Origin of the sequence: Nitrosomonas europaea, from assembly GCF_900167395.1 — a bacterium.
GTDB classification, from domain to species: domain Bacteria; phylum Pseudomonadota; class Gammaproteobacteria; order Burkholderiales; family Nitrosomonadaceae; genus Nitrosomonas; species Nitrosomonas europaea.
Genome location: NZ_FUWK01000001.1, coordinates 170,787 through 196,572, shown reverse-complemented (window position 1 = coordinate 196,572; position 25,786 = coordinate 170,787). Strand labels below are relative to the sequence as shown.

Annotated in this window: 29 protein-coding genes and 2 other RNA genes; 20 read left to right on the top strand and 11 right to left on the bottom strand. The window is 53.8% G+C overall.

Features of this window, described 5'->3' with window-relative positions; translation table 11 throughout:
- The 8 genes from B5D58_RS00915 to B5D58_RS00880 all read left to right on the top strand — a co-directional run.
- Positions 1-355, top strand: a 355-nt coding sequence (locus B5D58_RS00915; RefSeq protein WP_143779539.1) for an integrase core domain-containing protein, incomplete at its 5' end; no start/stop codon positions are given.
- A gap of 89 nt (positions 356-444) precedes the next feature.
- On the top strand, positions 445-765 hold the full coding sequence (locus B5D58_RS00910; protein WP_011112990.1) for a helix-turn-helix domain-containing protein: 321 nt from the start codon (positions 445-447) through the stop codon (positions 763-765).
- Entirely contained in the window at positions 762-1,673 is a 912-nt protein-coding gene (locus tag B5D58_RS00905; RefSeq protein ID WP_011112991.1) for an ImmA/IrrE family metallo-endopeptidase, read from the top strand. The genes B5D58_RS00910 and B5D58_RS00905 overlap by 4 nt, the downstream gene beginning before the upstream one ends.
- A gap of 17 nt (positions 1,674-1,690) precedes the next feature.
- Positions 1,691-2,905, top strand: a complete 1,215-nt coding sequence (locus B5D58_RS00900; protein WP_011112992.1) for a hypothetical protein — start codon at positions 1,691-1,693, stop codon at positions 2,903-2,905.
- A gap of 125 nt (positions 2,906-3,030) precedes the next feature.
- Positions 3,031-3,249: a hypothetical protein gene (locus B5D58_RS00895; protein WP_041356897.1), complete on the top strand. Its 219-nt coding sequence runs from the start codon at positions 3,031-3,033 to the stop codon at positions 3,247-3,249.
- The gene (locus tag B5D58_RS00890; protein WP_041356898.1) at positions 3,246-3,752 is read left to right on the top strand and encodes a DUF2924 domain-containing protein; all 507 of its coding nucleotides are present in this window, start codon (positions 3,246-3,248) and stop codon (positions 3,750-3,752) included. The genes B5D58_RS00895 and B5D58_RS00890 overlap by 4 nt, the downstream gene beginning before the upstream one ends.
- Positions 3,749-5,104, top strand: a complete 1,356-nt coding sequence (locus B5D58_RS00885) for a recombinase family protein (RefSeq protein ID WP_011112994.1) — start codon at positions 3,749-3,751, stop codon at positions 5,102-5,104. Before B5D58_RS00890 ends, B5D58_RS00885 begins: the two co-directional genes overlap by 4 nt.
- The gene (locus B5D58_RS00880) at positions 5,101-5,568 is read left to right on the top strand and encodes a hypothetical protein (protein ID WP_011112995.1); all 468 of its coding nucleotides are present in this window, start codon (positions 5,101-5,103) and stop codon (positions 5,566-5,568) included. Before B5D58_RS00885 ends, B5D58_RS00880 begins: the two co-directional genes overlap by 4 nt.
- Positions 5,569-5,589: 21 nt before the next feature.
- On the opposite strand, the gene B5D58_RS00875 is transcribed toward B5D58_RS00880, so the two are convergent.
- The 7 genes from B5D58_RS00875 to B5D58_RS00845 all read right to left on the bottom strand — a co-directional run bounded on the left by B5D58_RS00875 (position 5,590) and on the right by B5D58_RS00845 (position 11,039).
- Positions 5,590-6,441 carry a hypothetical protein gene (locus B5D58_RS00875; RefSeq protein ID WP_011112996.1) on the bottom strand — a complete coding sequence of 284 codons (852 nt, stop codon included), beginning with the start codon at positions 6,439-6,441 and terminating at the stop codon, positions 5,590-5,592.
- A gap of 11 nt (positions 6,442-6,452) precedes the next feature.
- On the bottom strand, positions 6,453-7,034 hold the full coding sequence (locus tag B5D58_RS00870; protein ID WP_143779491.1) for a helix-turn-helix domain-containing protein: 582 nt from the start codon (positions 7,032-7,034) through the stop codon (positions 6,453-6,455).
- A gap of 106 nt (positions 7,035-7,140) precedes the next feature.
- Positions 7,141-7,932, bottom strand: a complete 792-nt coding sequence (locus tag B5D58_RS00865; RefSeq protein WP_234988944.1) for a TIGR04255 family protein — start codon at positions 7,930-7,932, stop codon at positions 7,141-7,143.
- Between the two features lie 420 nt (positions 7,933-8,352).
- Positions 8,353-8,712: a transfer-messenger RNA gene (gene ssrA, locus B5D58_RS00860) on the bottom strand.
- A gap of 73 nt (positions 8,713-8,785) precedes the next feature.
- The gene (locus B5D58_RS00855; RefSeq protein ID WP_011112999.1) at positions 8,786-9,433 is read right to left on the bottom strand and encodes an HAD-IA family hydrolase; all 648 of its coding nucleotides are present in this window, start codon (positions 9,431-9,433) and stop codon (positions 8,786-8,788) included.
- A gap of 26 nt (positions 9,434-9,459) precedes the next feature.
- On the bottom strand, positions 9,460-10,167 hold the full coding sequence (gene ubiG, locus B5D58_RS00850) for a bifunctional 2-polyprenyl-6-hydroxyphenol methylase/3-demethylubiquinol 3-O-methyltransferase UbiG (RefSeq protein WP_011113000.1): 708 nt from the start codon (positions 10,165-10,167) through the stop codon (positions 9,460-9,462).
- A 176-nt stretch (positions 10,168-10,343) separates the two neighbouring features.
- Positions 10,344-11,039 (bottom strand): OmpA family protein, encoded by a 696-nt coding sequence (locus B5D58_RS00845; protein ID WP_011113001.1) that lies wholly within the window; start codon positions 11,037-11,039, stop codon positions 10,344-10,346.
- Positions 11,040-11,395: 356 nt separating this feature from the next.
- Between B5D58_RS00845 and B5D58_RS00840 the strand changes: the two genes are divergently transcribed.
- From B5D58_RS00840 to mutM, 4 genes are read left to right on the top strand one after another with little or no spacing between them, the layout of a single operon-like run.
- Positions 11,396-12,166 carry an ABC transporter ATP-binding protein gene (locus B5D58_RS00840; protein ID WP_011113002.1) on the top strand — a complete coding sequence of 257 codons (771 nt, stop codon included), beginning with the start codon at positions 11,396-11,398 and terminating at the stop codon, positions 12,164-12,166.
- Positions 12,163-12,909, top strand: a complete 747-nt coding sequence (locus B5D58_RS00835) for an ABC transporter permease (protein ID WP_011113003.1) — start codon at positions 12,163-12,165, stop codon at positions 12,907-12,909. Before B5D58_RS00840 ends, B5D58_RS00835 begins: the two co-directional genes overlap by 4 nt.
- Positions 12,910-12,932: 23 nt before the next feature.
- Entirely contained in the window at positions 12,933-14,294 is a 1,362-nt protein-coding gene (locus B5D58_RS00830) for a GldG family protein (protein ID WP_011113004.1), read from the top strand.
- A 45-nt stretch (positions 14,295-14,339) separates the two neighbouring features.
- Positions 14,340-15,155, top strand: coding sequence for a bifunctional DNA-formamidopyrimidine glycosylase/DNA-(apurinic or apyrimidinic site) lyase (mutM, locus tag B5D58_RS00825; protein WP_011113005.1), 816 nt, complete (start codon positions 14,340-14,342; stop codon positions 15,153-15,155).
- Positions 15,156-15,173: 18 nt separating this feature from the next.
- Here mutM and B5D58_RS00820 read toward each other — a convergent pair whose 3' ends face one another.
- Positions 15,174-15,806 carry a DsbA family protein gene (locus tag B5D58_RS00820; protein ID WP_041357376.1) on the bottom strand — a complete coding sequence of 211 codons (633 nt, stop codon included), beginning with the start codon at positions 15,804-15,806 and terminating at the stop codon, positions 15,174-15,176.
- A gap of 18 nt (positions 15,807-15,824) precedes the next feature.
- On the bottom strand, positions 15,825-17,639 hold the full coding sequence (typA, locus tag B5D58_RS00815) for a translational GTPase TypA (RefSeq protein WP_011113007.1): 1,815 nt from the start codon (positions 17,637-17,639) through the stop codon (positions 15,825-15,827).
- Between the two features lie 129 nt (positions 17,640-17,768).
- On the opposite strand from typA, the gene B5D58_RS00810 reads away from it, so the two are divergent.
- The 7 genes from B5D58_RS00810 (at position 17,769) to B5D58_RS00780 (ending at position 22,655) form a co-directional block, all read left to right on the top strand.
- The gene (locus tag B5D58_RS00810; protein ID WP_011113008.1) at positions 17,769-18,374 is read left to right on the top strand and encodes a riboflavin synthase; all 606 of its coding nucleotides are present in this window, start codon (positions 17,769-17,771) and stop codon (positions 18,372-18,374) included.
- Complete coding sequence (gene ribBA, locus B5D58_RS00805; RefSeq protein ID WP_011113009.1) at positions 18,371-19,480, top strand: bifunctional 3,4-dihydroxy-2-butanone-4-phosphate synthase/GTP cyclohydrolase II; 1,110 nt, start codon at positions 18,371-18,373, stop codon at positions 19,478-19,480. The genes B5D58_RS00810 and ribBA overlap by 4 nt, the downstream gene beginning before the upstream one ends.
- 55 nt (positions 19,481-19,535) lie before the next feature.
- Positions 19,536-20,030, top strand: a complete 495-nt coding sequence (gene ribH / locus B5D58_RS00800; RefSeq protein ID WP_011113010.1) for a 6,7-dimethyl-8-ribityllumazine synthase — start codon at positions 19,536-19,538, stop codon at positions 20,028-20,030.
- Positions 20,027-20,530, top strand: coding sequence for a transcription antitermination factor NusB (gene nusB / locus B5D58_RS00795; protein WP_011113011.1), 504 nt, complete (start codon positions 20,027-20,029; stop codon positions 20,528-20,530). The genes ribH and nusB overlap by 4 nt, the downstream gene beginning before the upstream one ends.
- Before the next feature lie 67 nt (positions 20,531-20,597).
- Positions 20,598-21,596 (top strand): thiamine-phosphate kinase, encoded by a 999-nt coding sequence (gene thiL / locus B5D58_RS00790; protein ID WP_011113012.1) that lies wholly within the window; start codon positions 20,598-20,600, stop codon positions 21,594-21,596.
- Complete coding sequence (locus tag B5D58_RS00785; RefSeq protein WP_011113013.1) at positions 21,574-22,116, top strand: phosphatidylglycerophosphatase A family protein; 543 nt, start codon at positions 21,574-21,576, stop codon at positions 22,114-22,116. Before thiL ends, B5D58_RS00785 begins: the two co-directional genes overlap by 23 nt.
- On the top strand, positions 22,113-22,655 hold the full coding sequence (locus tag B5D58_RS00780; protein WP_011113014.1) for a CinA family protein: 543 nt from the start codon (positions 22,113-22,115) through the stop codon (positions 22,653-22,655). Before B5D58_RS00785 ends, B5D58_RS00780 begins: the two co-directional genes overlap by 4 nt.
- 178 nt (positions 22,656-22,833) lie before the next feature.
- Here B5D58_RS00780 and B5D58_RS00775 read toward each other — a convergent pair whose 3' ends face one another.
- On the bottom strand, positions 22,834-23,706 hold the full coding sequence (locus B5D58_RS00775) for a DUF6733 family protein (RefSeq protein WP_011113015.1): 873 nt from the start codon (positions 23,704-23,706) through the stop codon (positions 22,834-22,836).
- 398 nt (positions 23,707-24,104) lie between these two features.
- Here B5D58_RS00775 and rnpB point away from each other — a divergent pair.
- Positions 24,105-24,393: RNase P RNA component class A (gene rnpB, locus B5D58_RS00770), an RNA gene on the top strand.
- A gap of 94 nt (positions 24,394-24,487) precedes the next feature.
- Here rnpB and B5D58_RS00765 read toward each other — a convergent pair.
- The gene (locus B5D58_RS00765) at positions 24,488-25,702 is read right to left on the bottom strand and encodes a porin (protein ID WP_011113016.1); all 1,215 of its coding nucleotides are present in this window, start codon (positions 25,700-25,702) and stop codon (positions 24,488-24,490) included.
- Positions 25,703-25,786 lie beyond the last annotated feature (84 nt).

Below are 25,786 nucleotides of genomic sequence, written 5' to 3'. Positions count from 1 at the left end.
CCAGTTCACCCACCGCAAAACAGACAGGCATGCTTTCTTGCATATCTTCGACCGTGTCTGCCTGGAAAATGGTACGGAACATCGCCTGACCCAGCCAAATCACCCCTGGACCAATGGTCAAGTCGAACGCATGAACCGCACCCTCAAGGAAGCAACCGTCAAACGCTATCATTATGAAAATCATCAACAGTTGCGAGAGCATCTTTACAGCTTCCTGAATGCCTACAACTTCGCCAGGCGACTCAAAACCTTACGAGGACTCACACCTTACGAATACATCATCAAATGCTGGCAAAACGAACCTGAACGTTTTATCATCAATCCATACCATCACAAAGTGGGACTAAACATCTAGGAGTAATGCGGAGTTTGTCAAGCAGGTACGAATCCGTTCGGCGTAGTGGTATTATTTTCGGCCTGACGCCAACACATGAGGAGAGACCGGTGCCATCGCCCCTGGGGGACAAGATCCGCGCATTGCGGAAGCAAAAGAAGCTCAGTCTGGAACAGTTGGCCGAACTGACCGACTCCAGCAAGAGCTACATCTGGGAACTGGAAAACAAAGACGACCCGAAACCATCGGCCGAGAAGATCGGCAAGATCGCTACCGTCCTCGAGGTCACCACGGAGTTCCTGCTGACCGAGTCGGCAACCACCCCGGACGAGGAAGTGCTCGACGAGGCCTTCTTCCGTAAGTACAAAAACATGTCCGAGCCCGACAAGAAGAAGATCCGCAAGATCCTCGATGCCTGGGAAGATGAATGACGGACGCGAAAAAGCCCATGGCCGAGGCCAACCGCATCTCGTCCATGCTCAACACGGTTCTCGGTGCGGATCGCTTTCCGGTCAAGGTTGACGAGCTGGCGCTGGAGTATTCCCGCCAGTGCTTTTCGGACTCGCCGATCGACACGGTTCGGGGCGAGGATCTGGAAGGTTTCGATGGTCTGCTGAAGGCCAACAAGGCGCGCTCGAAGTGGCTGATCCTCTACAACAGCGCCACCCCGTCGGAAGGCCGAAAGCGCTTCACGATTGCGCATGAGTTCGGCCACTACATACTGCACCGCCACCAGCAGGACCTCTTCGAGTGCGGCGGCGACGACATCGAGACGGGTGACAACAACGAGCGCGACATCGAGGCCGAGGCGGATCTGTTCGCCTCAACCCTGCTGATGCCGCTGGACGACTTCCGGCGCCAAGTGGATGGACAGCCGATCAGCTTCGATCTGCTCGGCCACTGCGCCGACCGCTATGGGGTATCGCTGACGGCTGCCGCCCTGCGTTGGACTGAGATCGCACCCAAGCGCGCGATACTGGTGGCCAGCCGCGACGATCACATGCTGTGGGCCAAGTCGAACAAGGCGGCCCTCAAGTCCGGCGCCTACTTCGCGACGCGCAAGAACACCATCGAGCTTCCGCACGATGCGCTGGCGCACAGCTACAACGCCTTTGACATGTGCGACAACCGGACGGGGCGCGCTCAGTCCTGGTTTGCCCGTGAACCTGCCAGCATGCCGGTCACGGAGATGACGCGCGTCGCGGGTCAGTACGACTACACGCTGACACTGCTATTGCTGCCTGAGGCCGAGTGGCAGGGAGCGCGGCACGATGATGAGGAACCGGAGGAAGACACCTACGACCGCTTCATCCGCAACGGCCAGTACCCGGTGCGGTAGCTCATGGTGGATCGATCATGAGCGCCCACAAGTGGCAATTCGCTTCCCGTTTCCGCCGTCATGCGTTTGGCTGGCGCTCCGATACGCCGGTGCAGCGGATCAAGGAAGCCATCACGGAGATCAAGCAGGTCGCCCGCAAGGAGCCTGTACTCGCGGCTGAAGGAGCCATCACCCTGCTGGAAAAGCTCTCCCCAGCGCTGGAGCAGGTGGACAGTTCATCGGGCGCACTGGGGTCGGCCGTCAACAAGGCCATCGATACCCTGGTGCCCATCATCGTCAAGGCTGACGTCGAGCCGAAGCTGCGACAACGCTGGCTCGAACGCTTGTGGCAAGCGCTGCAGGACGACGAAATGCCCTACATCGAAGTGCTCGGCGATTACTGGGGCGAGTTGTGCGTGACGCCGGAACTGGCGTCGCACTGGGCCGATGAGTTTTTGCCGGTCGTCGAGAGCGTGTGGAGCCCGAAGGCTTCCGGACACGGATTCTTCAAAGGCACCAGCGCTTGCCTGGCATCGATGTACGCTGCAGGTCGCCATCAGGAGCTGTGGGCGCTGCTCGATAAGGCACCCTTCAAATGGTGGCACGACCGGCGCTGGGGCGTGAAGGCATTGGCAGCGATGGGCAAGAAGGCGGAGGCGATCCGCTACGCCGAGGAGTCGCGCGGTCTCAATGATCCTGGCTGGCAGATTGCCCAGGCCTGCGAAGAGATCCTGTTGTCCTCCGGTTTTCTCGACGAGGCCTACCGCCGCTATGCCATCGAGGCAAATCAGGGCACGACGAACCTGGCGACGTTTCGCGCCATCGCCAAGAAGTATCCCCACAAGCAGCCGGAAGAGATCCTACGCGACCTGGTAGCCAGCACGCCTGGCGCCGAGGGCAAATGGTTCGCCGCTGCGAAGGATGCGGGCCTGTTTGATGTGGCGATCGAACTGGCCACGCGCAGCCCGACCGATCCGCGCACGCTGACACGCGCTGCCCGTGACTATGCCGAGAAGCAGCCAGCATTCGCGCTCGCAGCCGGCTTGGCCGCGTTGCGCTGGATCTCTCTTGGACACGGCTATGAAATTACCGGCACTGATGTGCTCGATGCTTATTCGGCAGTCACGCAGGCGGCGGTGAACGCTGTTGTGCCAACCCAGCAGGTCAACGAGCAGATCCGGGACATGATCGCCAGCACCCAGCCCGGCAATTCGTTGATGAAGACCATCCTCGCCCGTCATCTGGCGAACTAAAAGGGACCTGCTTTTCGCAGCAACCCGCATCGGTTCGCACGGCTCCGAAACTCCCTCATGGTGTCGGCGGCAGTCCATCCGGACAATTTCACTGCATGTGAGTTTGACCGAGAGGACCGCCACCGATGCATCAAATCAACCATCTACCACCGGAGCGGATGACGCCGGAACAGCGTCGCCACGAGATCGCGTCGTTGCTGGCCAACGGCCTGGCACGCTTGCGTATCACCGGCGCAGAAGAGTCCGCAAACAAGCCAGAAGCGAGCGGGTTTGAGCTTGGCTTCTCTGGCAACCAGCGCGTTCATACAGACCCCGTCAACAAGACAACTACGGAGTCGAAATGAGCACGCAAACACCATCATTTTCCACGCCGCCATCGGTGGCGGCGCAGATCGCGAGGCTTCCCGAGATGCCGATGGCAGAAATCCGGGCACTCTGGCAGAAGCTGGTCGGTGGCGACACGCCCACCCACAACCGCCAGTTCCTCGAGCGCCGGATTGCCTACCGGCTGCAGGAGCTGGAATTCCGCAAGGCCGACGCCAACCTGCTGGATCGCAACCAGCGTCGAATCGAATCACTGGTCGAAACCGGCAAGGTGAAAAAACGCGACCGCGATTACCGTCCGGCCGCAGGCACGGTACTGGTTCGGGAATACAAAGGCGTCGAGTACCGCGTGATCGCGACCGCCGACGGCCAGTATGACTTCCAGGGACGCATATACCCGAGCCTCTCGATGATCGCCCGCGAAATCACCGGCATGCGCTGGTCGGGTCCGCTGTTCTTCGGGCTCAAGCCGCCGTCCAACGCCAAGGCCAAGCCGTCCCCCAAGAAGAGAGGTGGGCGATGAGCGAAGTCTTGAAGCGCCGCATGCGCTGTGCGGTCTACACGCGCAAATCCACCGATGAAGGGCTGGACCAGGAGTACAACTCGATCGACGCGCAGCGCGATGCCGGTCATGCCTACATCGCCAGCCAGCGCGCCGAAGGCTGGATTCCGGTCGCCGACGATTACGACGATCCCGCCTTTTCCGGCGGCAACATGGAACGCCCGGCGCTCCAGCGCATGATGGCGGACATCGAAGCCGGCAAGATCGACGTGGTCGTCATCTACAAGATCGACCGCCTGACACGCAGCCTGGCCGACTTCTCCAAGATGGTCGAAGTGTTCGAGCGCTACGCTGTGTCGTTCGTGTCGGTCACCCAGCAGTTCAACACGACGACCTCGATGGGCAGGTTGATGTTGAACATCCTGCTGTCCTTCGCGCAGTTCGAGCGCGAAGTCACCGGCGAACGTATCCGCGACAAGATCTCGGCCAGCAAGCGCAAGGGTATGTGGATGGGTGGCGTGCCGCCGCTGGGCTACGACGTCGAGAACCGGCGGTTGGTGCCCAACGAGCGCGAGGCCAAACTGATCCGGCACATCTTCCAGCGTTTCGTCGAGCTCGGTTCCAGCACCGCACTGGTCAAGGAGCTGAAACTGGATGGCGTGACGTCGAAGGCGTGGACCACACAAGACGGCAAGACTCGCGATGGCAGGCTGATCGACAAGGGCCACATCTACAAGCTCCTCAGTAACCGGACTTACCTTGGCGAGTTGCGTCACAAGGACCAGTGGTACCAGGCCGAGCACCCGCCCATCATCAACCGCGAACTGTGGGACAGCGTCCATGCGATCCTGGAGACGAATGGTCGAGTGCGGGGCAACACGACGCGGGCCAAGGTTCCCTATCTGCTCAAGGGCATCGTGTTCGGCAACGACGGCCGCGCACTGTCGCCGTGGCACACCACCAAGAAGAATGGCCGGCGCTACCGTTACTACGTGCCCCAGCGCGACGCCAAGGAACACGCGGGTGCCTCGGGGTTGCCGCGATTGCCGGCCGCAGAACTCGAGTCGGCGGTGCTCGATCAACTGCGCGCAATCCTGCGTGCCCCGAATCTCCTGGGTGAGATGTTGCCGCAGGCGATCAAGCTCGATCCTACTTTGGACGAGGCGAAGATCACCGTGGCCATGACCCGGCTCGACGCGATTTGGGATCAACTGTTCCCGGCCGAGCAGACCCGGATCGTGAAGTTGCTGGTGGAGAAAGTCATCGTGTCGCCCAATGACCTCGAAGTGCGGCTGCGCGCCAACGGCATTGAGCGTCTGGTGCTGGAGCTGCGCCCCGAACCGGTCGAGCAACAGGAGGTAGCACGGGCATGAGCGACATCCGAATCCAGAAGACCGGTGAGCCGGACATCCTGCAGACCAGCGACGGCAGGCTGACCCTGTCAGTGCCGATCCAGATCAAACGCCGCAGCGGCCGCAAACTGGTCACCTTGCCAAACGGCGAAACTGCGCCGGTCAGGCCGTGGGACGTGGCACCGACCTCCATCCAACTGGCGCTGGCTAGGGGTCACCGCTGGCTGGCGATGCTCGAATCAGGAGAGGCGAAGTCCTTGAAGGAGATCGCCACGCGGGAAGGAATCGACAACAGCTACGTCAGCCGGATGGTCAACCTGACCACGCTGGCGCCCGACATCGTGGCGGCCATCCTGGACGACGCATTGCCGAACCACGTCACGCTGTTTGACCTGGCGGTGGACCCGCCCGCGTTGTGGGATGAGCAGCGGAGAAAAGTCTGGGACACTTCGTTTAGCACTTCCCGTCTCATGCAGGACGCTTAGGAGTCGCTCCGTTCAGTTGGATCAAGGTGTGATCATTGGTTGTGGAGGGTCTTCTTGAAGGCTCATATGCTCCAGGCGCCATTGCTTCAGCATCTCACGTTGAGCGACGGTAATGGCACTGTCCGAAATTGGGTCGCAATACATGAGGCAGATGTTTTTCCATCCTGAGTCCTTGGGGTGAAAGGCTGCCTCGAAAAGCTCTTCCAGCGCTTCAGCTGCCTTGCCTGCGACTTGTGCAGCAGCAGGCTCGTCTCGAAGGCTGTCATAGAGCACGACAATCCCAAGCTGATAGACGTCATCCGGCCCATCGCGCTCAACGTCTTTACCTTCATCAAGATCGAAAAGCAGTGCGCGTATGTGATCGCCACCGTCTGCCAGGATGCCCTCTATGCGTTTAAGAAAGGTTCGTTTTCCTGGTAGGTTGGCACTACGCAGGCGGTCCTCAAAAGCTTCTGGAAACGCGGCGCGGTGATAACGAGACGCGAGCCACCGCTGAAGTATTCCGATACCCTGGCCATCAAGCCATATGTCTTGGCGGGGGTGAGTGGAAAATAGTTCATGCTTTGCTACTGGCCGCTTACTCGTTGCCAATAGTTCGATTGCTACGGGTCCGGCCTCTGACTGATATTCGATGTGCAGGCGCCTGGCAGTTTTGCCGAATGAATCTCCGCCAAGCTTGTCAATGCGTTTGCCGACCACGACCTCAACGCATGGTTCTTTGTCCTGCGATGCTGATAGGTCGCAGTCGTGGGAAGCGACCACAGCGAAGTGCTGATCATCACATTCGGGAGCCAGCAGATTGAGCGCCTTCGCTGCTTCAAGAGTTACGACATTGCCTTGGCGCCATGAAAACTGCCGATCATTGTCTGCCATGCACTGGCCCCTCACGCATCTTCATCAAGGTGAGGAGAACCAAATTCTGTGGAAGTACCGGGAGTCGCAGATCTTCCCGCTAGACGTGCAGCGAGGCGCTGGCGTTGCTGGGATTCCCTGACCAGAGTGGCGGCGAGCGTTTTTGCCAACTCCACGGCATTTCCGTTTTCTCTGACGGCGTCCAAAATGGACTGGCCACCAGCAATCTTTCTGCGGAAAACTTGAGGGGATGCCTCGATCTCAGCTTCAATGAATACGTCAGTCGCTCGTGCCAGCTCTGAAAGACGTTGTGCGTTTCGCTGCGAAAGAGTGCCTCCCTTAATCCACTCATGTACTGCTTGTCGCGATACGCCAAATACCCTGGAAAGCTCGGAAACTGAGATCTTCGTGACCGCACGAATGTGTGCGATGTCTCGAGCAGATTCGCTGATGGCGCCTACCGAGCTCTCGCTCAGTCCGCTGATCTCGATCTGGTTGATGTCCCAATTTGCAGTAGCCGCGCTAGCGTGCAAATAGTTCGGCGACAGCAATCCAAACGTACCAGCTACGCAATAGGTCAAGATGCGCCCTCGAAGATTATTCTGCCGCGCCATGTCCACAAGAAGATCATCTTCTTTCGTAAATGCGGCAGTTCGGGCTATGGGTCTTGCTGGACCATTGGTCTGATAGGCTGCGTACATGTTTATCTCCTTTGCGTTTTTAGCTATTCCACGCTGAGACCGCGATCGGCGTAACAGTTGCGTCAAATGCAATGCCGACACCATCACGCAACACTTGCAGCTGAGATTTTATGAGTTCCAGATTGAAAGGGTGCCGGCCTTCGATTGAAGCATCGGTATCAACGATGGCATGAACGCCATTGATCTCGCGGAATCGATCGGCAACCTTCACTCCAATGGGTTGAAGATCCATTGGAAATCCTAGCGGCCCAGATTGGATGATCGTTCGTGCGAGAACGGCGCACTTGGCTGTTTGGATATGTGTTTCGGAAAACGAGTGAGAGACCGTGACATCTTCCGGCAAACGGCTGCTCAGCCCGAGCACGCCAGGCGCCAAGTACTCAGCGAGCCCTGTCTCACCACCAGGAGGAACGACTGCGTCGAGGTACCGTAGACCAATCCGCTCGGAGTGGGCCAACGTGACGCATTCGTGAACGATGGCCAACCCTCGCATGAATTCGTCAGCAAGCGCTTCAAACGTTTCATACTCTGTCGTGTGAAACGATAGGGCATTCTGTTCGACGATGAACCCCCTGGTGCTGTCAGTGCTAAAAAACATCAGTCGCTCGACTTGTTCAACGACCGGGGGCTGTGTTTGTGGGGCGTCTCCCAGTTGTGGCGCAAGCGTAAATGCCATGGCGATCCCTTTCTTGAAGTCGGGGTAGCCCGCTTTCCGCATACGATCCTGGATGTCGGGTGCGTAGGAGCCGAGCCGAAGGACGGGGTTGTGCCGGACTTGGGCAATGGTGAAGTACACCGGTGCGTTCTTCATTTTTTGGCCCATGGCACTCTCCAGTTGACGGCGGGATTGACACTTTACAGTATAGTTGACACCTTGTGAAGCGGTAGGTTCACAAGGAAAGACACTGCTGTAAGCGTTGATGCAGACGGGTCGTCTGCGCGAACTTGTTTCCTCCGCCACCCGATGCTGCAATCCAACGGCTTGATTCGTCCGCGCGTAACTCTCTGATTTGTATGGGGCTGACTTGCGGTCTTTGCGGACTTCGGGCCGGTTTCAGGGAGCGAGGTCGGAGCGAGGAATGGCCAGGAGAGAGTGGAATGTGGTCCGGAACGGGCTGAGAGGCTGACCGGTGCAGTCCGCAGGCTTCCGCAGGAACCCGCAAGAACACGCGGGAACCGGTGCGATCAGGCAAGAAAAAACCCCAACCGAGAATGGTTGGGGTTTTGTTATTGGTGGAGGCGGCGGGAATTGAACCCGCGTCCGCAAGTCCTCTACAGACAGTTCTACATACTTAGCCATGTTATTTAATTTGACCTGGCATCCGCCAACCGGCAGGCTGATGACAGGCGAGTTACCTATTTTTTAGCGCTCTGCAAAGTAACCCTGCAAAACGCGATCCTCGTTAATGACTCCACTGTCTGTTGCCAGACCCGGCGTTGAGGCCCACCGGTGTGGAGTTTAGCCGGATTAAGCGGCTAAAGCGTAGTTTTCGTCGTTTGCGACTATTTTTTTTCAGCTGTTTTACGAGGGTACTGAACCTCGGTATGCCCTGCGCTGCTTTGCAACCCACGTCGAAACCGGATCGCCCCCTAATAATAAATTCTTGTCGTTTAAGAGCTAGTATTAATGAGAAAGTTCAACCGGGGGGGTGGATTGTAACAGATTAAATGTGATGCAGCAGATCACGCGGGTGATCGATCAGTTCAGCAGCACCCCACGTCTCCGGTGGCGCACAATTGCCAAGATAGCCGTAGAGTGCCACGATGGGTTTCACCCCGGCAGCGAGGCTGGCCTGTACATCACGAATATCGTCACCCAGATAAATACAATGATCAGGAGCCATGTTTATCTGGCGACAGGCAGTAAGTAACGGCTCAGGATGTGGTTTGCTGTAAGGAGTATCATCTCCACTGATGATACAGGCTGCACGATGGTGTAAACCCAGCAGATGCATCAGTGGTCCGGTGAATTTTGCAGGCTTATTGGTGACGATTCCCCATGGAATGGCCCGGCTATCCAGTTGTTCGAGCAGTTCGGTGATTCCCGGAAACAGGCAAGTATCCTGGCATAACTGCTCGGTATAAAACGAAAGAAATTCCTCTCGCATAGCCTGATATTCAGGGTCGCCCGGTTTCAGGTCAAAACCGAGACTTAGTAACCCGCGTGCTCCGGCAGAAGCTTCGGTACGGATCAGTTCGATCGGCAGAGGAGGCTGATTGCGGGCAGTACGTTGCCGGTTGAGTGCGCGACCGAGATCCGGTGCGGTATCCGCAAGGGTGCCGTCGAAATCAAATAAAACGGCTTCGATCATCCGTCGTTAAATGCATTAACCTCGAATCAGGCCCGGAACGCCATGATGTAATTGACACTGGTATCTGCTTCTAGTGCATAAACCTTTGTAATCGGATTGTAGGTCATACCGACGATTCCGGATTCCATGAGTCCGGCACTGCGAGCCATGTGTGCCAATTCAGAAGGCTTGATGAACTTTGCATATTCGTGCGTTCCCCGCGGCAGCAGCCGAAGGATGTATTCAGCGCCGATGATGGCATAGAGATAGGATTTCGGATTACGGTTCAGCGTCGAAAAAAATACCCATCCACCACTTTTCACAAGGCGAGCACAAGATTGAATCACACTGGCAGGATCAGGCACGTGCTCCAGCATTTCCATACAGGTAACGACGTCGTAGTAGCGGGGACGTTCCGTTGCAAGTGCTTCCACGGTTATTTTACGGTAATCAACCTGATTACCACTTTCCAGCAGGTGTAATTTCGCTACTTTCAACGCCTTGTCGCTCAGATCGATTCCCGTCACGCTGGCGCCACGTGCTGCCATGGATTCTGACAATATTCCGCCACCACAGCCAACATCGATGACTGTTTTCTCACTTAGCCCGCCAATAATTTCATCGATATAGTTCAGCCGGAGCGGATTGATTTCATGTAACGGTTTGAATTCACTGTTTGGATCCCACCAGTGGTGTGCCAGTTGGCTGAATTTTTCCAGCTCCATTGGATCTGCATTGATACCATCATTATCCATACGATTACTTACCTGAAAATTAACCGGAAAAATGCTTTTGCCAATAAACCATACGCTTGGGTGATTCGTAGCTTGATCCCAGTATAACAAGTTCCCGATCGGGATCTCTTTCAATACTAAAAAGCCCTGCACACCGGCAGGGCTTTTTAGCGATCCAAACGAATATGAATCAAATTTTAGTTAACGGTTTCTCTCGTACCGGCAACTTCAATTTCCACACGACGATCCGGCGCCAGACAATCGATCAAAGCTCTGGTTGCCTTGGTTCCATGGCAGGAATCACCCGTAACCGGGTTGGCTTCACCTTTACCATCCGTGAAGATACGATCAGAGCCGATTCCTTTGGAAACCAGATAGCTCTTGACTGCTTCCGCGCGTTTTATGGACAGGTTTTTGTTATAAGCTTCCGAACCGATACGGTCGGTATAACCTACAGCAATGATCAAGTCGTAATTCACGCCTTCCAAGTTAGCAGCAAAATCATCCAGTGCCTGTTTGCCGGCTGGTTTCAGGACGGCCTTGTCAAAATCGAACAAGGCATCAGCAGAAAAAGATACTTTCTCAGGTTCGGTAACAACAGGAACTACCGGTGGTGGTGCCTCAACCACTTGTTCAGGTTGTTTGACCAGATCAGGATCGCACTCATAGATGGCTTTGGCAGGTGTCCAGTAGCCGGTACGCCAGCACAGGCCAGTCGAATTTCTCGCTACGACACCACGATCATCCACAGCGTAAGCCTCAGCTTTGTCCACCGCACTCAAACCCTGTCTTTCTTCCTCATGTGTATTGGCCATTACGGCTCCGGATGCCAGCAATCCGGGCAAAATAACGGCTCCCATCAGGTATTTCCTGGCTAATATCATTTTTTTCATGCTGTTGTCCTTATCCTCAGGTATAAAAATACTGTGTCAATCACCACACTCACTCTTTTTATACGACCACTCGCACTGTCACGATCCTCCCGCTCATCGCAATCAGCATAACTGCTCGCATACTACCGGCGTCGATTATGATTTGATCCTTTTACCTTTGTCAAACCGAAGTGTATCTTCTGCACAACACTGTATCAAAGCAAATGACTCAGAATGGACTAAACTGCGGAAAGTGTTAATACAGTAAATTTCATGACCTTATTCATGACCCTATGATAGCCGCGAGATTGAGGGAGCAGCCCTTTTATCGAAAAAATCTGCCGGGATGAGTAATATAATGAGGTGCGGATCTGATAATGTTTATTGATGTGACCTCGAACAGCCCTCATCCAGTCATTGAAGCCAATGGGTTAAGCCGTCATTTTGGTGATCGTGTCGCCGTACATGATGTAAACCTGAAATTGCACCGTGGTGACATTCTCGGGTTTCTGGGGCCAAATGGCGCCGGCAAAAGTACCACCATGCGAATGCTGACCGGCAATCTGGCACCGAGCAGTGGAAGCGTGCATATTTGCGGAACCAATCTGCTGGATGATCCGCTGGAAGCAAAACACCATATTGGTTATCTGCCTGAAATTCCGCCACTCTACAAGGAACTGACGGTAGATGAGTATTTACGCTTTGCCGCCCGGCTGCATGGTCTTGCCAAAACATCGCTGCAAATTGCCCTGGATGAAGTAAAACAGCAGTGTGAACTGAATGATGTGGGAAAACGACTGATTGGCGTTCTGTCGAAAGGTTATCAGCAGCGCGTTGCAATTGCGCAGGCGATCATCCACCGGCCGCAACTGATCATCCTGGATGAACCCACAGTCGGCCTCGATCCCAATCAGATCCAGAAAGTGCGCGCACTGATTTGTGAACTCGGCAAGACTCACGCCATCATTCTTTCCTCGCACATCCTTTCAGAAGTGGAAAGTGTATGCAATCGCGTGCAAATCATGCATCAGAGCAAACTGGTGCTGGATGACAGTCTGGATAACCTGAAACGGCAAAACATGAATCTGGAAAACATATTCATCCAACTCACTGCCGGAAATACACCCACCGGGGAGTCAGTGCAATGATGATGCTTACCATTGCCGGCAAGGAGTTGAAACTGCTGTTCGCGTCATCACTGGTATGGATCTTTCTGGCGGGAATGCAACTGGTACTGGCCTGGGTATTTCTGGGACGGCTGAACACTTTTCTCGAAATACAACCCCAACTGGCACAACTGGCCAACCCGCCAGGTGTTACTGAAGTGATCATCTCACCCGTTTTTTCCGTAGCCTCTATCGTACTGCTGGCCGTCACACCCGTGCTGAGCATGCGCCTGTTTGCGGAAGAGCGCCGCAACCATACACTGGCCATGCTGATTTCTGCACCGGTTTCCACATCAGCCATCGTACTGGGCAAATTCATGGCACTGATGATTTTCTTCTGCCTGATACCCCTGCTGATCGTAACACTGGCCATTTCATTACTGACCGGGGGAACGCTGGATTTTGGCCTGCTGGGGAGTAATGTGATCGGATTGATCCTGCTGGCAGGCTGTTTTGCTGCACTGGGGCTGTATATTTCCAGCCTCACATCCCACCCGACCGTTGCAGCACTGGGTTGCCTGGGCGTGCTGCTGTGCCTGTGGGTAATGGATATCGTGGCAATCGAGTCGGAAAGCGCCGCGCATCACTTTTCCCTGTTCAGACATTTCGAAAGTTTCAATATCGGCCTGATCGACTCGTTCAGCCTCGTCTTTTTTCTCCTGTTCACCATTACCTTTCTGGTATTGACCATCCGTCATCTGGAAGGTGAACGACTGAATGGCTGAACTTTCCTTCCAACCGGTTTTTTATGGCACGCTTCAATAAAAAGTTACGGTTACGATCCCGCTGGCAGAGCGGTATATTCACCGCCCTGTTTCTGATACTGGTAGGGACACTGGGCTATCTGGCGCAGGAATTCCGCATACAGTGGGATATCAGCCAGAACAACCGCAACAGCCTGAGCCAGGCCAGTATCGATCTGCTACAAACACTCGATGATCCTCTGCATGTCACGGTTTATGCAACGCAGCAAGATCTGCAGCTGGGAGATATTCGCGGAATCATCAGCAACTTCATCAGTGTATATCAGCGAATCAAGCCCGACCTGACCCTGAATTTCATCGATCCGGTAGAGCAACCACAACAGGCACAAAGCGCAGGAGTCAGGCTCAATGGTGAAATCGTCATCAGTTATAAACAGCGCAAGGAGCGCCTTACCTCTATCAACGAACAGGCATTTTCAAACGCACTGGTGCGGCTGGCACGCACTGAAAAAAAACAACTGCTGATATTGTCCGGCCATGGTGAGCGGAAAATGGATGGTATCACCCAGCGGGATCTGGGAAATTTCGGTAAAAAACTGCAGGAAACCGGCTTCGAAAGCACACTATTCAGCCTTACCGATCCACCTGAGATTCCGGATACCGGCGTACTGGTCATCGCCTCCCCGCAAATCGAATTGCTGGAAGGGGAAGTGAAAAAGATTCTGGATTACCTTGCCCGCGGCGGGAATCTGCTGTGGCTGGTAGATATCGGTTCATTGAACGGATTACTGCCTCTGGCCGAGAAACTGGGAATCGTATTTACCCCCGGCGTCATTGTCGATCCTCAGGCAAACCGGCTGAGAGTACCTACCACTTTCGCACTGGCAACACGCTACGGCGCACATGCCGTAACGGAAAACTTTGACTACATCACAGTATTTCCTTTTGCGCGCCAGCTCATCCTGGAGGAAGGTACCGACTGGCACCGTACCATCCTGGCAGAAGCTGCGCCTGAAGGCTGGGTGGAAACCGGCTCAACCGATTCGTCGGAAGGTGAAATCACCTTCGATGAGGAAAACGACGTTTCAGGCCCGATAAGTGTTGCCGTGGCATTGAGCCGGGTGGTGGAAGATCGCGAACAGCGGATCATCGTGGCGGGCAGCGGGCATTTTCTGGCCAATGGCTATCTCGGTAATGGTGGCAATCTGGATCTGGGCATGAACATGATCAACTGGCTCGCCGGTGATGAAGCGTTTATCCCGATTCAGCCACGTGCCACCCTCGACAGCCAGCTGGCGCTGAGCGAACTGCAATTGACCCTGATCGTCACCGGCTTCCTTATCATCCTGCCGCTGGTGTTTCTTATCGGCGGAATTTCTATTAACTGGTACCGCAAGCGCAGATGACGTGCGATCCGGTCTCTGCCGCTCATTGCTGGCTCCTGCCCGATCATGCCGGAATTACCTGAGGTCGAAATCACCCGGCGCGGAATCGACACCCATCTGGCCGGCAGGGTCATCACGCAGATCAGCATTCGCAATCCCGTTCTGCGCTGGCCGATATCTGCCGGGTTGATTGCCCTGTTACCCGGACAGCGGATCAATGCAATCGCCCGGCGAGCCAAATATCTGCTGTTTGCCTGCAGCAGAGGAACGCTCATCATGCACCTGGGCATGTCCGGCAATTTGCGTGTGTTGCCTGAATCGACTCCACCACAATTGCACGATCATTTCGATCTGCAAGTGGACAATGGAATGATGCTGCGTTTTCGTGATCCGCGGCGGTTTGGCGCCATCCTGTGGTGGGATGGCGATATTCGTCAGCATCCGCTATTACAGAAACTGGGTCCCGAACCTTTGAGCGATGATTTCGATGGACAGTTTCTGTATACAAAAACACGAGGGCGCAACGCCAGTATCAAGGAAGTGCTCATGAACCAGCACATCGTGGTCGGTATAGGCAACATTTACGCCAATGAAGCTTTGTTTCAAGCCGGGATTTCCCCTCTGGCCGCGGCTGGCAGTCTGAATACCATGCAATGCGAACGGTTGGTTGATGCTGTCAAGGCGACTCTGCTGCGTGCAATCAAGGCTGGAGGAAGCAGTCTGCGTGACTTCACTGATTGTGAAGGCAGTCCGGGTTATTTTCAGCAGCAATATTGGGTGTACGGGCGAGCCGGCCAGTCATGCCGGCAATGCGGAGAGCTTGTGAGTAAAACCCGGCAAGGCCAGCGGTCCACTTTCTTTTGTGCACGGTGTCAGCACTAAAAAATCAGTCAGCTTCAATCAAACTCCATGCTGCTGCAGCCAGGTGTCCAGCAGCTGGCGCAATGCTTCGATCGGACGATAACCTGTAGTAATCAGATAGCGATCTGTTCCGCTTTCAACCACAAGCGCCGGAAATCCACTTATTCCCCATTGTGCCACACGCTGAAAACCTGCCAGTGTCCGCTGTTTCGCCTCATCAGATTGAAATACCGGAGTAAATCGTGATTCCGGTATGCCCAGATCTACTGCAAGTTTTTTCAAAATGGCAAGTTGCGCAACATCTTCCTGCCCGACATAAAAAGCACGCTGTATCGCGGCAAAAAAAGGAAATACCTTTTCCGGTTCGATCAGTGAAACACTGACGACACCCCGGCAGGCAGGTTCGGTGTCGTAAATGAAACCTTCCGGCAAAGCATTTTCAAAAGTGAAAGGCTGGCCAGTAGTGATATGTACTGAATGCCAGTGATGCAGGATTTGTGCTCTTTTTTCCGGTAAAAGCGGCGTGTTCGTTCCCGGCCGCAATCCACCCGGCATTATCTTCACCGTTAAAAATGCTGAATATTCCTGCCGGATGTTCTCGATTACCGGTGCAAACCCCCAGCACCATGAACACATGGGGTCGGCTATATACCACAGAACCGGTTTTTCCATGGCCATTAGCCAAGAATGTCAGGCTGCGCTGCGGGATGCCCGTTTACGTTCGTGTTCCAGCAGGAAGCGTTTACGGATGCGAATGCTTTTCGGCGTAATTTCAACCAGCTCGTCATCTGCGATGAATTCGATGGCTGATTCCAGCGTCAACTGAATCGGCGGTGTCAGCACCACTGCCTCGTCATGGCCGGATGCCCGGATATTGGTCAGTTGCTTGCCCTTGATCGGGTTAACAACCAGATCATTCTCACGGCTGTGGATACCAATCACCATGCCTTCATACAATGGCTCTCCGGGGCTGACGAACATACGTCCGCGTTCCTGCAGCTTCCACAGCGCGTAGGCCACCGCCTCGCCCATTTCTGCTGAAATCAGCACCCCGTTTTTGCGTGAGGCCATATCCGGCCGCATTGGTGCATATTCATCAAAAACATGACTCATGATGCCGGTACCACGCGTCAGCGTCATAAATTCCGACTGGAATCCGATCAGGCCGCGTGCGGGAATACGGTAATCCAACCTGACCCGACCGCGCCCGTCAGTCACCATATCCAGCAGGTCACCACGGCGTGTTCCCAGCGCTTCCATTACCGCGCCCTGATTGGCTTCATCGATATCGACGGTCAGAACCTCGAACGGTTCACACTTTTCACCATCAATTTCACGGATCACCACCTTGGGACGGGACACCGCCAGTTCATAACCTTCCCGGCGCATGTTTTCGAGCAGAATCGTCAAATGCAATTCGCCGCGGCCGGAAACGAGAAACGAGTCGGTTTCACCGGTTTCTTCCAGCCGCAACGCAACATTGGTCAGCAGCTCCTTTTCAAGACGTTCACGCAACTGGCGGCTGGTAACGAATTTACCTTCCTTACCTGCAAAAGGCGAGGTGTTGACCTGAAAATTCATCGAAAGCGTCGGTTCATCGACTACCGGCATCGGCAATGCCTCCGGATGATCGATATCCGCCAGGGTCGTTCCGATACCGAGTTCCTCGATACCGCTGATCAGCACAATGTCACCGGCCGCGGCTTCGCTCAGCTGGATCCGATCCAGCCCGCGAAATCCGGATACCTGATTGACACGTGCTTTTTTCGGTGCCCGCTCACCTGTCAGCACCATGACTTCCTGCCCCGGCTTCAGGCGACCACGATTGATCCTTCCAATACCGAGACGTCCGACGAAACTCGAATAATCGAGCGCACTGATCTGCAGCTGCAGCGGCTGGTCGGGATCACCCACCGGCGCCGGAACATGTTTGAGTATCATGTCGAACAGCGGGCGCATGTCGCTGCCAGGCTGATTGGCATCCAGCGTGGCATAGCCGTTGAGTGCAGAAGCATAAACCACCGGAAAATCGAGCTGCTCCTCAGTAGCATTCAATTTATCGAACAGATCGAACGTCTGGTTCACGACCCAGTCCGGCCGTGCGCCAGGACGATCGATTTTGTTGACGACCACGATCGGACGCAAACCGGAAGCCAGTGCTTTACGGGTCACGAACCGGGTTTGCGGCATGGGACCCTCAACGGCATCCACCAGCAGCAGCACGCCATCCACCATCGACAGTACGCGCTCGACCTCTCCACCGAAATCGGCATGGCCCGGCGTATCCACGATATTGATATGTACACCCGCGTAGTCGATTGCACAATTCTTGGAAAAAATCGTGATTCCGCGTTCGCGCTCGATATCATCCGAATCCATCACTCGTTCAGCAACAGTCTGGTGAGCGGCGAAGGTGCCGGCCTGGTGCAGCAGCTTATCCACCATCGTGGTCTTGCCATGGTCCACATGGGCGATAATGGCGATATTACGGAGCAGGCGTGTCATAATTGAAAGTTCCTCGGCAGTCGGTCTGGACGATTCCAGACAAACTGTGAATTATATCAGTGATCGAGCTGCCCGATTGACCGGGGTCTCATCTGTTTGCGGCAGAATTCATTCAAAACCCGGAAAAACATGTTCACAGGAATTATCGAAGCAGTTGGCAATATCCGACACGTCCATCCGGAAAAGGATGCGGTACGTATCTATATCGATCCCGGTAAACTGGATCTGGCGGATGTCGCCATTGGCGACAGTATTGCTGTCAATGGCGCCTGCCTGACTGTCACTGCATTTGAAGAGGGATGCTTTACCGTCGATGTCTCCGGTGAAACCCTGAGCTGCGCACATGGGCTGGATATTCCCGGCAATCCGGTCAATCTGGAAAAAGCGCTGCGGTTCTCCGACCGGCTGGATGGTCATCTGGTCAGCGGCCATGTGGAAGGGATCGGCGAGGTCGTGGAATTCACGCAGACGGGTGACCGCTGCCTGCTGGCAATCGAATTGCCTACGCAACTGCTCAAATACGTCATCCCCAAAGGTTCAATCACGGTCGATGGTGTCAGCCTCACTGTAAATCAAATAGAGGCCGGACGGGTTGAAATCAACCTGATCCCCCATACATTGGCCAATACGACTTTCGGGCAGTTTAACCCTGACAGGAAAGTGAATCTGGAAACCGATATGATAGCGAAATACGTGGCACGTTTACTCGATCAGGCCCAAGGCAGACAACCATGACGATTTCCTCGACTGAAGAAATTCTGGCAGATTTCAGAAATGGAAAAATGGTTATTCTGATCGATGAGGAAGATCGCGAGAATGAAGGTGATCTGGTGCTGGCTGCCGACTTTGTCACACCCGAAGCGATCAACTTCATGGCTCGATATGGCAGAGGACTGATCTGCCTGACATTGACGGAAGAACGCTGTCATCAGCTCAAACTGCCTATGATGGTGGCAGACAACCATTCACCACTTGGCACCAATTTCACCGTCTCCATCGAGGCGGCAACGGGTGTGACGACCGGTATTTCCGCCGCCGACCGAGCTTGTACCGTTCAGGCAGCCGTCAAAGCCGATGCCAGACCGGAAGACCTGGTTCAACCGGGTCATATTTTCCCGCTCAAGGCACAGAAAGGGGGTGTACTGGCGCGTGCCGGCCATACCGAGGCAGGCTGTGATCTGGGACGTCTGGCAGGTTTGACTGAAGCTGCGGTGATCTGCGAGATTTTGAAAGAAAATGGCGAAATGGCACGATTGCCGGATTTGATCGAATTTGCCGGCAAACACACTCTCAAGATCGGGACGATTGCTGATCTCATCCATCATCGCAATCTCACGGAAAGTCTGGTATCACGTTTTGCCGAGCGTCCCCTGCACACTGCCCACGGCGAATTCAGGCTGATTGCCTACCATGATAAGATTGCCGGTGTAACTCATATCGCGCTGGTAAAAGGCACATGGAATACCGGTGAGGAAGTACTGGTGCGAGTGCACGAACCTCTGTCGGTGATCGATCTGCTGGAAGCCGATGATCACAGCCACTCCTGGAGCATTCATGACGCCATGGCGGTCATTGCACAAGCCGGGAAAGGAGTGGTCGTGCTGCTGCACCGCAAGAATGATGCCAGTGTGCTGACCGACCGGATTTTGCGAGCCAGGCCGCGGCAACCGGACAAACCCGTGCCGGATCTGCGCCAGCATGGTATCGGCGCGCAGATTCTCAAGGACCTCGGAGTCAGTAAAATGCGCCTGCTGGCCACTCCCCGCCGTATGCCCAGCATGACCGGTTTCAGTCTGGAAGTTGCCGGGTATCTGGAACCGGGAAACCGTATTCGCAAGTAAAACCGTTTTTTCTATCAGTAGTCGATAAGCCGATCCCAACAAGGAGGTACACGTTATGTCCTATTATGACAATATCCTGGAAATAGATTCAAACCTCGACGGAAACGGGTTGTGCATTGGTATTGTCATGAGCCGTTTCAATATCGACGTGAGCGAAGGATTGCTCGGAGCCTGCACGGCAGAGCTCACCAGACTGGGTGTACAGGAAGCGGACATCGTTCTGACAACCGTACCCGGCGCACTGGAAATTCCGGTTGCCTTGCAGAAGCTGGCTGAATCGGATCGGTTTGATGCCCTGATCGCCCTGGGTGCGGTAATCCGTGGCGAAACCTATCATTTCGAAGTGGTAGCCAATGAATCGGCACGGGGACTGGCGGCCGTCGGACGGGAATACAACATTCCAATCGCAAACGGTATTCTCACGACCGATGATGAAGATCAGGCGACTGCCCGCATGGCTGAAAAGGGGGGGGAGACAGCACGTGTCGCGATAGAAATGGCCAACCTGGTGCTGACCCTTGATGAAATGGATCAATCTGCTCCCACATGATGTCAACCGAAACCGTTCCCCCCGTAAAACGGGTACAAGGCCACAAAGGCTACAAAAACCGTCGTCGTCTGTCACGTGAACTTGCCTTGCAGGGGATCTACCAATGGCAAGTCACCGGAGGTAACGCTCGGGACATTGGTATGCAACTGCAGCAAGTCAGCTTTTTCAGCAAGGCAGATGGCCCCTATTTCTCCGATTTGCTGCAGGGTGTCCTGGAACACGCTGCCGACCTGCAAACGCAGATCCAGCCGCATCTCGATCGGCAAATAGCTGAGCTCAGTCCGGTGGAATGTTCGATTCTCCTGATTGGTACCTATGAAATGGTTTACCGCCCTGAAATTCCCTGTCGTGCCATCATCAACGAAGCCATCGAACTGGCCAAAAGCTATGGCGGAACGGATGGACACAAATACGTCAATGGCGTGCTGGATAAACTGGCCACCCGGTTACGTGCCGTCGAACTCCAGCACCCGCCTGCGCGAAATAAAGATTCCGGTTAAATCATCAGGCAGTCCACCGGCGCCGAACCCGTCGACAGTCTTCCTGCCGTACTTACGATAAGCGGCCATGAACTCAGAGTTTGATGTAATCGATCGCTACTTTACCCGTCCCAGGCGTAATGCCTTGCTTGGGCCGGGTGATGATGCCGCGCTGATTGCCTGCAAACCGGGAATGGATTGGGCGATATCGGTCGATACTCTGGTTGCAGGGCGACATTTTTTTCCCGATGTCGATCCTGCCACGCTGGGGCATAAAGTGCTGGCTGTCAATCTTTCCGATATGGCCGCCATGGGTGCCACACCATGCTGGGCAACCCTCTCCCTGACTTTGACCGAAACACTCGCGCAGGATGATATCTGGCTAAAGGCTTTTTCCAGCGGATTTTTTGCACTGGCCGACCAGTACCAGGTCGAACTGATCGGGGGAGATACGACAGGTGGTCCGCTCAATATCAGCGTACAGATCATCGGTGAAGTCGAACGGGGAAAAGCCCTCCGGCGCAGTGGTGCCCAACCGGGAGATGATATCTGGGTATCCGGTCATCTGGGTGACGCCGCTCTGGCGCTGCAATCCCTGCAACAGCACGTGACACTGACAGCGCAGGAAGCCGCACCTTGTCTGGCTGCATTACATACCCCCATGCCTCGCGTCGCCCTTGGAAAAGCACTGGTAAATGTAGCGCATAGTGCCATTGATATTTCGGATGGTCTGCTGGCTGATCTGGGCCATATTCTGGATCGCTCCGGTGTTGCAGCCACGATTGATTTTGACCACATCCCTCGCTCCCCGGCATTGAAAAATAAACTACAGCCGGAAAACACCGTCACAAATACCATCTGTCAATTAGCCATTGACTGTTTACTGGCAGGCGGTGATGATTATGAGCTGTGTTTCACCGTACCGGAAAGCAAGCGCGATGCTGTCATACAACTGGCACAGGAATCCGGTATCCTGCTTTCCCGCATTGGAAAAATCATACCGGGAAAAGGATTGACTGTTCTCGGTACTGACAGTAACCCGCTAATCTTTAAGAATAAAGGCTATGATCACTTCTCTGCCCGATAATTATTCGCCACAACGTCAAATTCCGATCAAACCGGATATCACTTTCGTACATGTCCGGCTCGCACATTTCATTGCCATGGGCGCCGGTATCGGCCTGATCCGCTACATGCCGGGTACCGCTGGCACTATTGCCGCCTTTCCGTTTTACCGTTTTCTCGATTCAATCATCGAGCCGGTATCGCTGCTGCTGATCATCGATGTTTTTTTCATCATGGGCATCTGGGCATGCGCAGTCACCGGTCGAGCCCTCAATTCACCTGATCATTCCGGCATGGTATGGGATGAAATCGTCGCTTTCATGCTGGTACTGTTTTTCACACCGGATCACTGGACCTGGCAGCTCGCTGCTTTTTTCCTGTTCCGGTTTTTTGATATCGTCAAACCCGCACCCATCGGTTATCTGGATGCCAGACTCAAAGGTGGGCTGGGTGTCATGCTGGATGATTTGCTGGCTGCGTTCTACACGCTGCTTTGCCTCGCTGGCTGGAAATCGATGGTTCTGTTTGAAAGCTACTTTTGAGTACTTACCCAACCGTTCCGGATGACGAAACTCTACTGGAACTTGCTCGGCGAGCCGGAAAGTTACTCGAACAAAACGGATTGAAGCTGGTTTCAGCAGAGTCCTGCACCGGTGGCTGGATCGGGCAGATCATCACCGCCATTCCTGGCAGCTCCGCCTGGTATGACCGTGGCTTCATTACCTACAGCAACTCATCCAAACAACAAATGCTGCATGTACAACCATCCACTCTCACACAATCTGGTGCCGTCTCCGAACAGACAGCCCGGGAAATGGCGCTGGGCGCACTTACTCTGAGCCAGGCACAGGTAGCCGTATCCGTGACCGGCATCGCTGGCCCTGCCGGCGGTTCTGCAGAAAAGCCGGTCGGCACTGTATGTTTCGCCTGGATGCTTGAAAGTGCCTCTGCGACATCGGCAAACAGTAAAATCTGCCGGTTCAGCGGCAATCGCGAAGCTATTCGGCGACAATCCGTCGCCATAGCACTGCAAGGCATGCTCGAATTGCTGGAAAATACTACACCGCTGAATCTTGCCTGACAAAAGCCGGATAAAATATTGCCTGCGGCCATAGTTGGACAGGTAATTGTTCGTGTTACGGATTAATCAGTAATTATCGACGAGTCGATTTAGTACAGTGACAGGAAGGTAGAAACTGGAGATTATTTATGTAACCCCATTTCAGAAAATGGGGTTACGGAGCAGCGGATTGTTTTTATCAGAAATTAAGCTTGATACTGGCCTGATAAAAATTATTGGATACATCACTCTTCACGTCGAATCCACCTGCAAAACGTAAAGCGAGATTTTTCGGCAGACCAAATTCGATGTAAGGACCTACCCAGTTATACACAACGCCTTCCAGGCTGCTGTCTATACGGTTTTTAGCCGCCCAAAGGTGTTCCCAGTGAATTCCGACAGAATTGATCGGTAATGTCTTGCCAAGACCAAACAAGGCGGGTTTTACCCCGACATTGATCCAGTTATGCAAAAAATCCCTGGCACGCGGACCGCGTGTTGCCATGTAGTAAGCAACGTAGAGATTCGCTGCAAAATAATCGTTATCATAATTAACGACCAGATTAGGTACAACCCCTTCCCCAGCACGAATATCTTCACCGACAACCTCAGAAGATAACAGCGAGCCGTTCAGCATCCCGATATTGGGATTGATGCTCAACGTATTGTCAAGAAATCTGAAATTCAGACCAATACCAAACTCTGTCCAGAGCCCCTGTCCGCCCACATTGTTACCACCTGATACCACGCTGCTTTTCCCGAAATTAGGATTGGTCCATAACCACGAGTAGAACGTGAAATCGATATTATCAGCAACTTCATAACCCGCATCTAAGATAGTCTGGAAGCCAAAAAAAGCATCCTGCTTCAGAACTACCCCTCCATGAAACTTATGTTTATCAAATCCGTGGCTATCGCCATGCTCTTCGTTTTCTGAACGTCCCTCAAGATTAGCAATCTTTGCCTCCAAGGCCTCCACTTTCTGCCTGAGCTCCCTGTCTTCCTCGGCAGACACACTTGTTGCAGTACATGCTAGACCCAGAAGCACCAGACCCGCTATCTGCTTTTTCATCGATGAGTACCTTTCTCAATATAAAATTGAAATTATTGTTTTTCCAGGTCAGACAACGTCACTCCCCCTGACCAGAAAAACGATTAACAATATAACTGACCGTAAAATGGCTACCCGTGAACTAATAAACTAATGAACTGTCTGAGTAGTCAGACCGGTAGTTGACTAAATTTTTTCTTTTCACTCCACGTTATGAAGTGAAATTTTTTATAACTGATTTAAAAAAACGGGTCAAGGTTTTTCTGCTGGAAATTTAGAGAACTTCTGATCAAATACCACATAGTCGCACATTGTGTTTTGCAAACGGAATGCAAGGCGAGTGAGACAGTGAATGATTGGCTCCTTCACGATGAGCTCGATGCTGCAGTCTGTCTGCAAACTCTGTTAGAATCACCAGCGAAGCCGGTCAGACAGTCGCTGCCTGGTGACAGGGAGAGGAAAGTCCGGGCTCCACAGAGCAGGATGCCGGTTAACGGCCGGCCGCCGTGAGGTGAGGAACAGGGCCACAGAGACGAGCGTATTAAGTTACGGTGAAACGCGGTAACCTCCATCCGGAGCAAGATCAAATAGGCAGATGATGACGCTGCTCGCTGAGTCTGCGGGTAGATCGCTCGAGCACACGGGTAACTGTATGCCTAGAGGAATGACTGTCCACGACAGAACCCGGCTTATCGGCCGGCTTCCCCATGAACAATCTCAACAACAGGTTCAAGCAGATACAAAAAAGGGGCAGATTACTCTGCCCCTTTTTACAACCGTTCGATTATCTGATCGTTACCGATTAGAAATCGTGACGTACACCTACCGAATAGACGTTGCGATCAGTATCTGTTGCGATATTTCTGTCTTTCACCCAAACACGCTGGTAACCACCAAACAGGCTGGAACGACGGCTCAGATTATGAATCACACCGACAGTGATGTTCTCGACATTACGTTTTGCATAGTATGGATCCAATGTCAAAATATCACCCGTCTTTTTCGCTACCGCCATACCACCTTGGGCAATCAGCGTGGTATTGCCAATGGTGTAGTCAGCACCCGCTATCCACAGACTACCATTACCGTTCGGATTCATAGCGGAGTTACACTGGCCACGGCCACCATCAGCACTTTGAGTAGGACTGAGCGGGTTATAATCCCCGAAAGCAGATGCATGGGTACAACTTGCCGCGCCACCAAATGGATTGGCATCGTACACACGCTCATACTGGCCACGCAGACGAAAATCTCCTACACTGAAAATCGCACCACCACGCCAGATTTGCTCATCCTTGGATGCGCCCAGCGATTTTTGCAGTTTACTGACGTTATCTCTGGAGTAAGCACCAAACACATCTACGCCAACCGCATCAAACTGTCCGCTGTACTTGGCAGCAACCTGGAAATCCCATTCACCATTCTCACCACCAGCATACGATGGATCGCGTGTTGGATCATTTTTATCCGCATCTCCCGGCATCAGCAAACCGGCAACCGAGAAACCTTCCACTACCGGTGAATCAAAACGCACCGCACTGTTGACGAAACCGTGATCACCTGAACCATAACCATTATCGGATGAGGCCATCAAGCCGCCACTACCATTTGCGTGCAAACTGGTGTAGGCAAATGGATCAATAGTATGACCGCCGGCAAAATCTTTGAGTACAGATTGAACGCGACCAAATTTCAGTTCACCCCATTGATCGCCACCCAGACCAACCCATTGTTCACGGGCAAGGTGTTTATCCTCACCACCGCCTGGGTTGAGTGAGTACTCGATACGGCCAATGGCACGTAATCCTGCACCCAGATCTTCAGCAATCTGCAGACCCCAGCGGGATTGCAGTGCATCATCCGCTACAGCGGTTTGTGCATTGAACCCGTCCATATCGACAGTTGCGTATTCAGCCTGCAAGCGACCGAAAATGGTGACATGCGTACCTTCCGCTGAAGCTGCCAGCGGAGCTGCCAATGCGCCGGCCACTGCCAGTGCCATCAGTCTTTTATTCATTTGAAACTCTCCTTAAAGAAAAACAACCTGGGTCAATAAAGATAGATCGTAATACCGTGCTTCCCACATTTTTCACTACTTCTG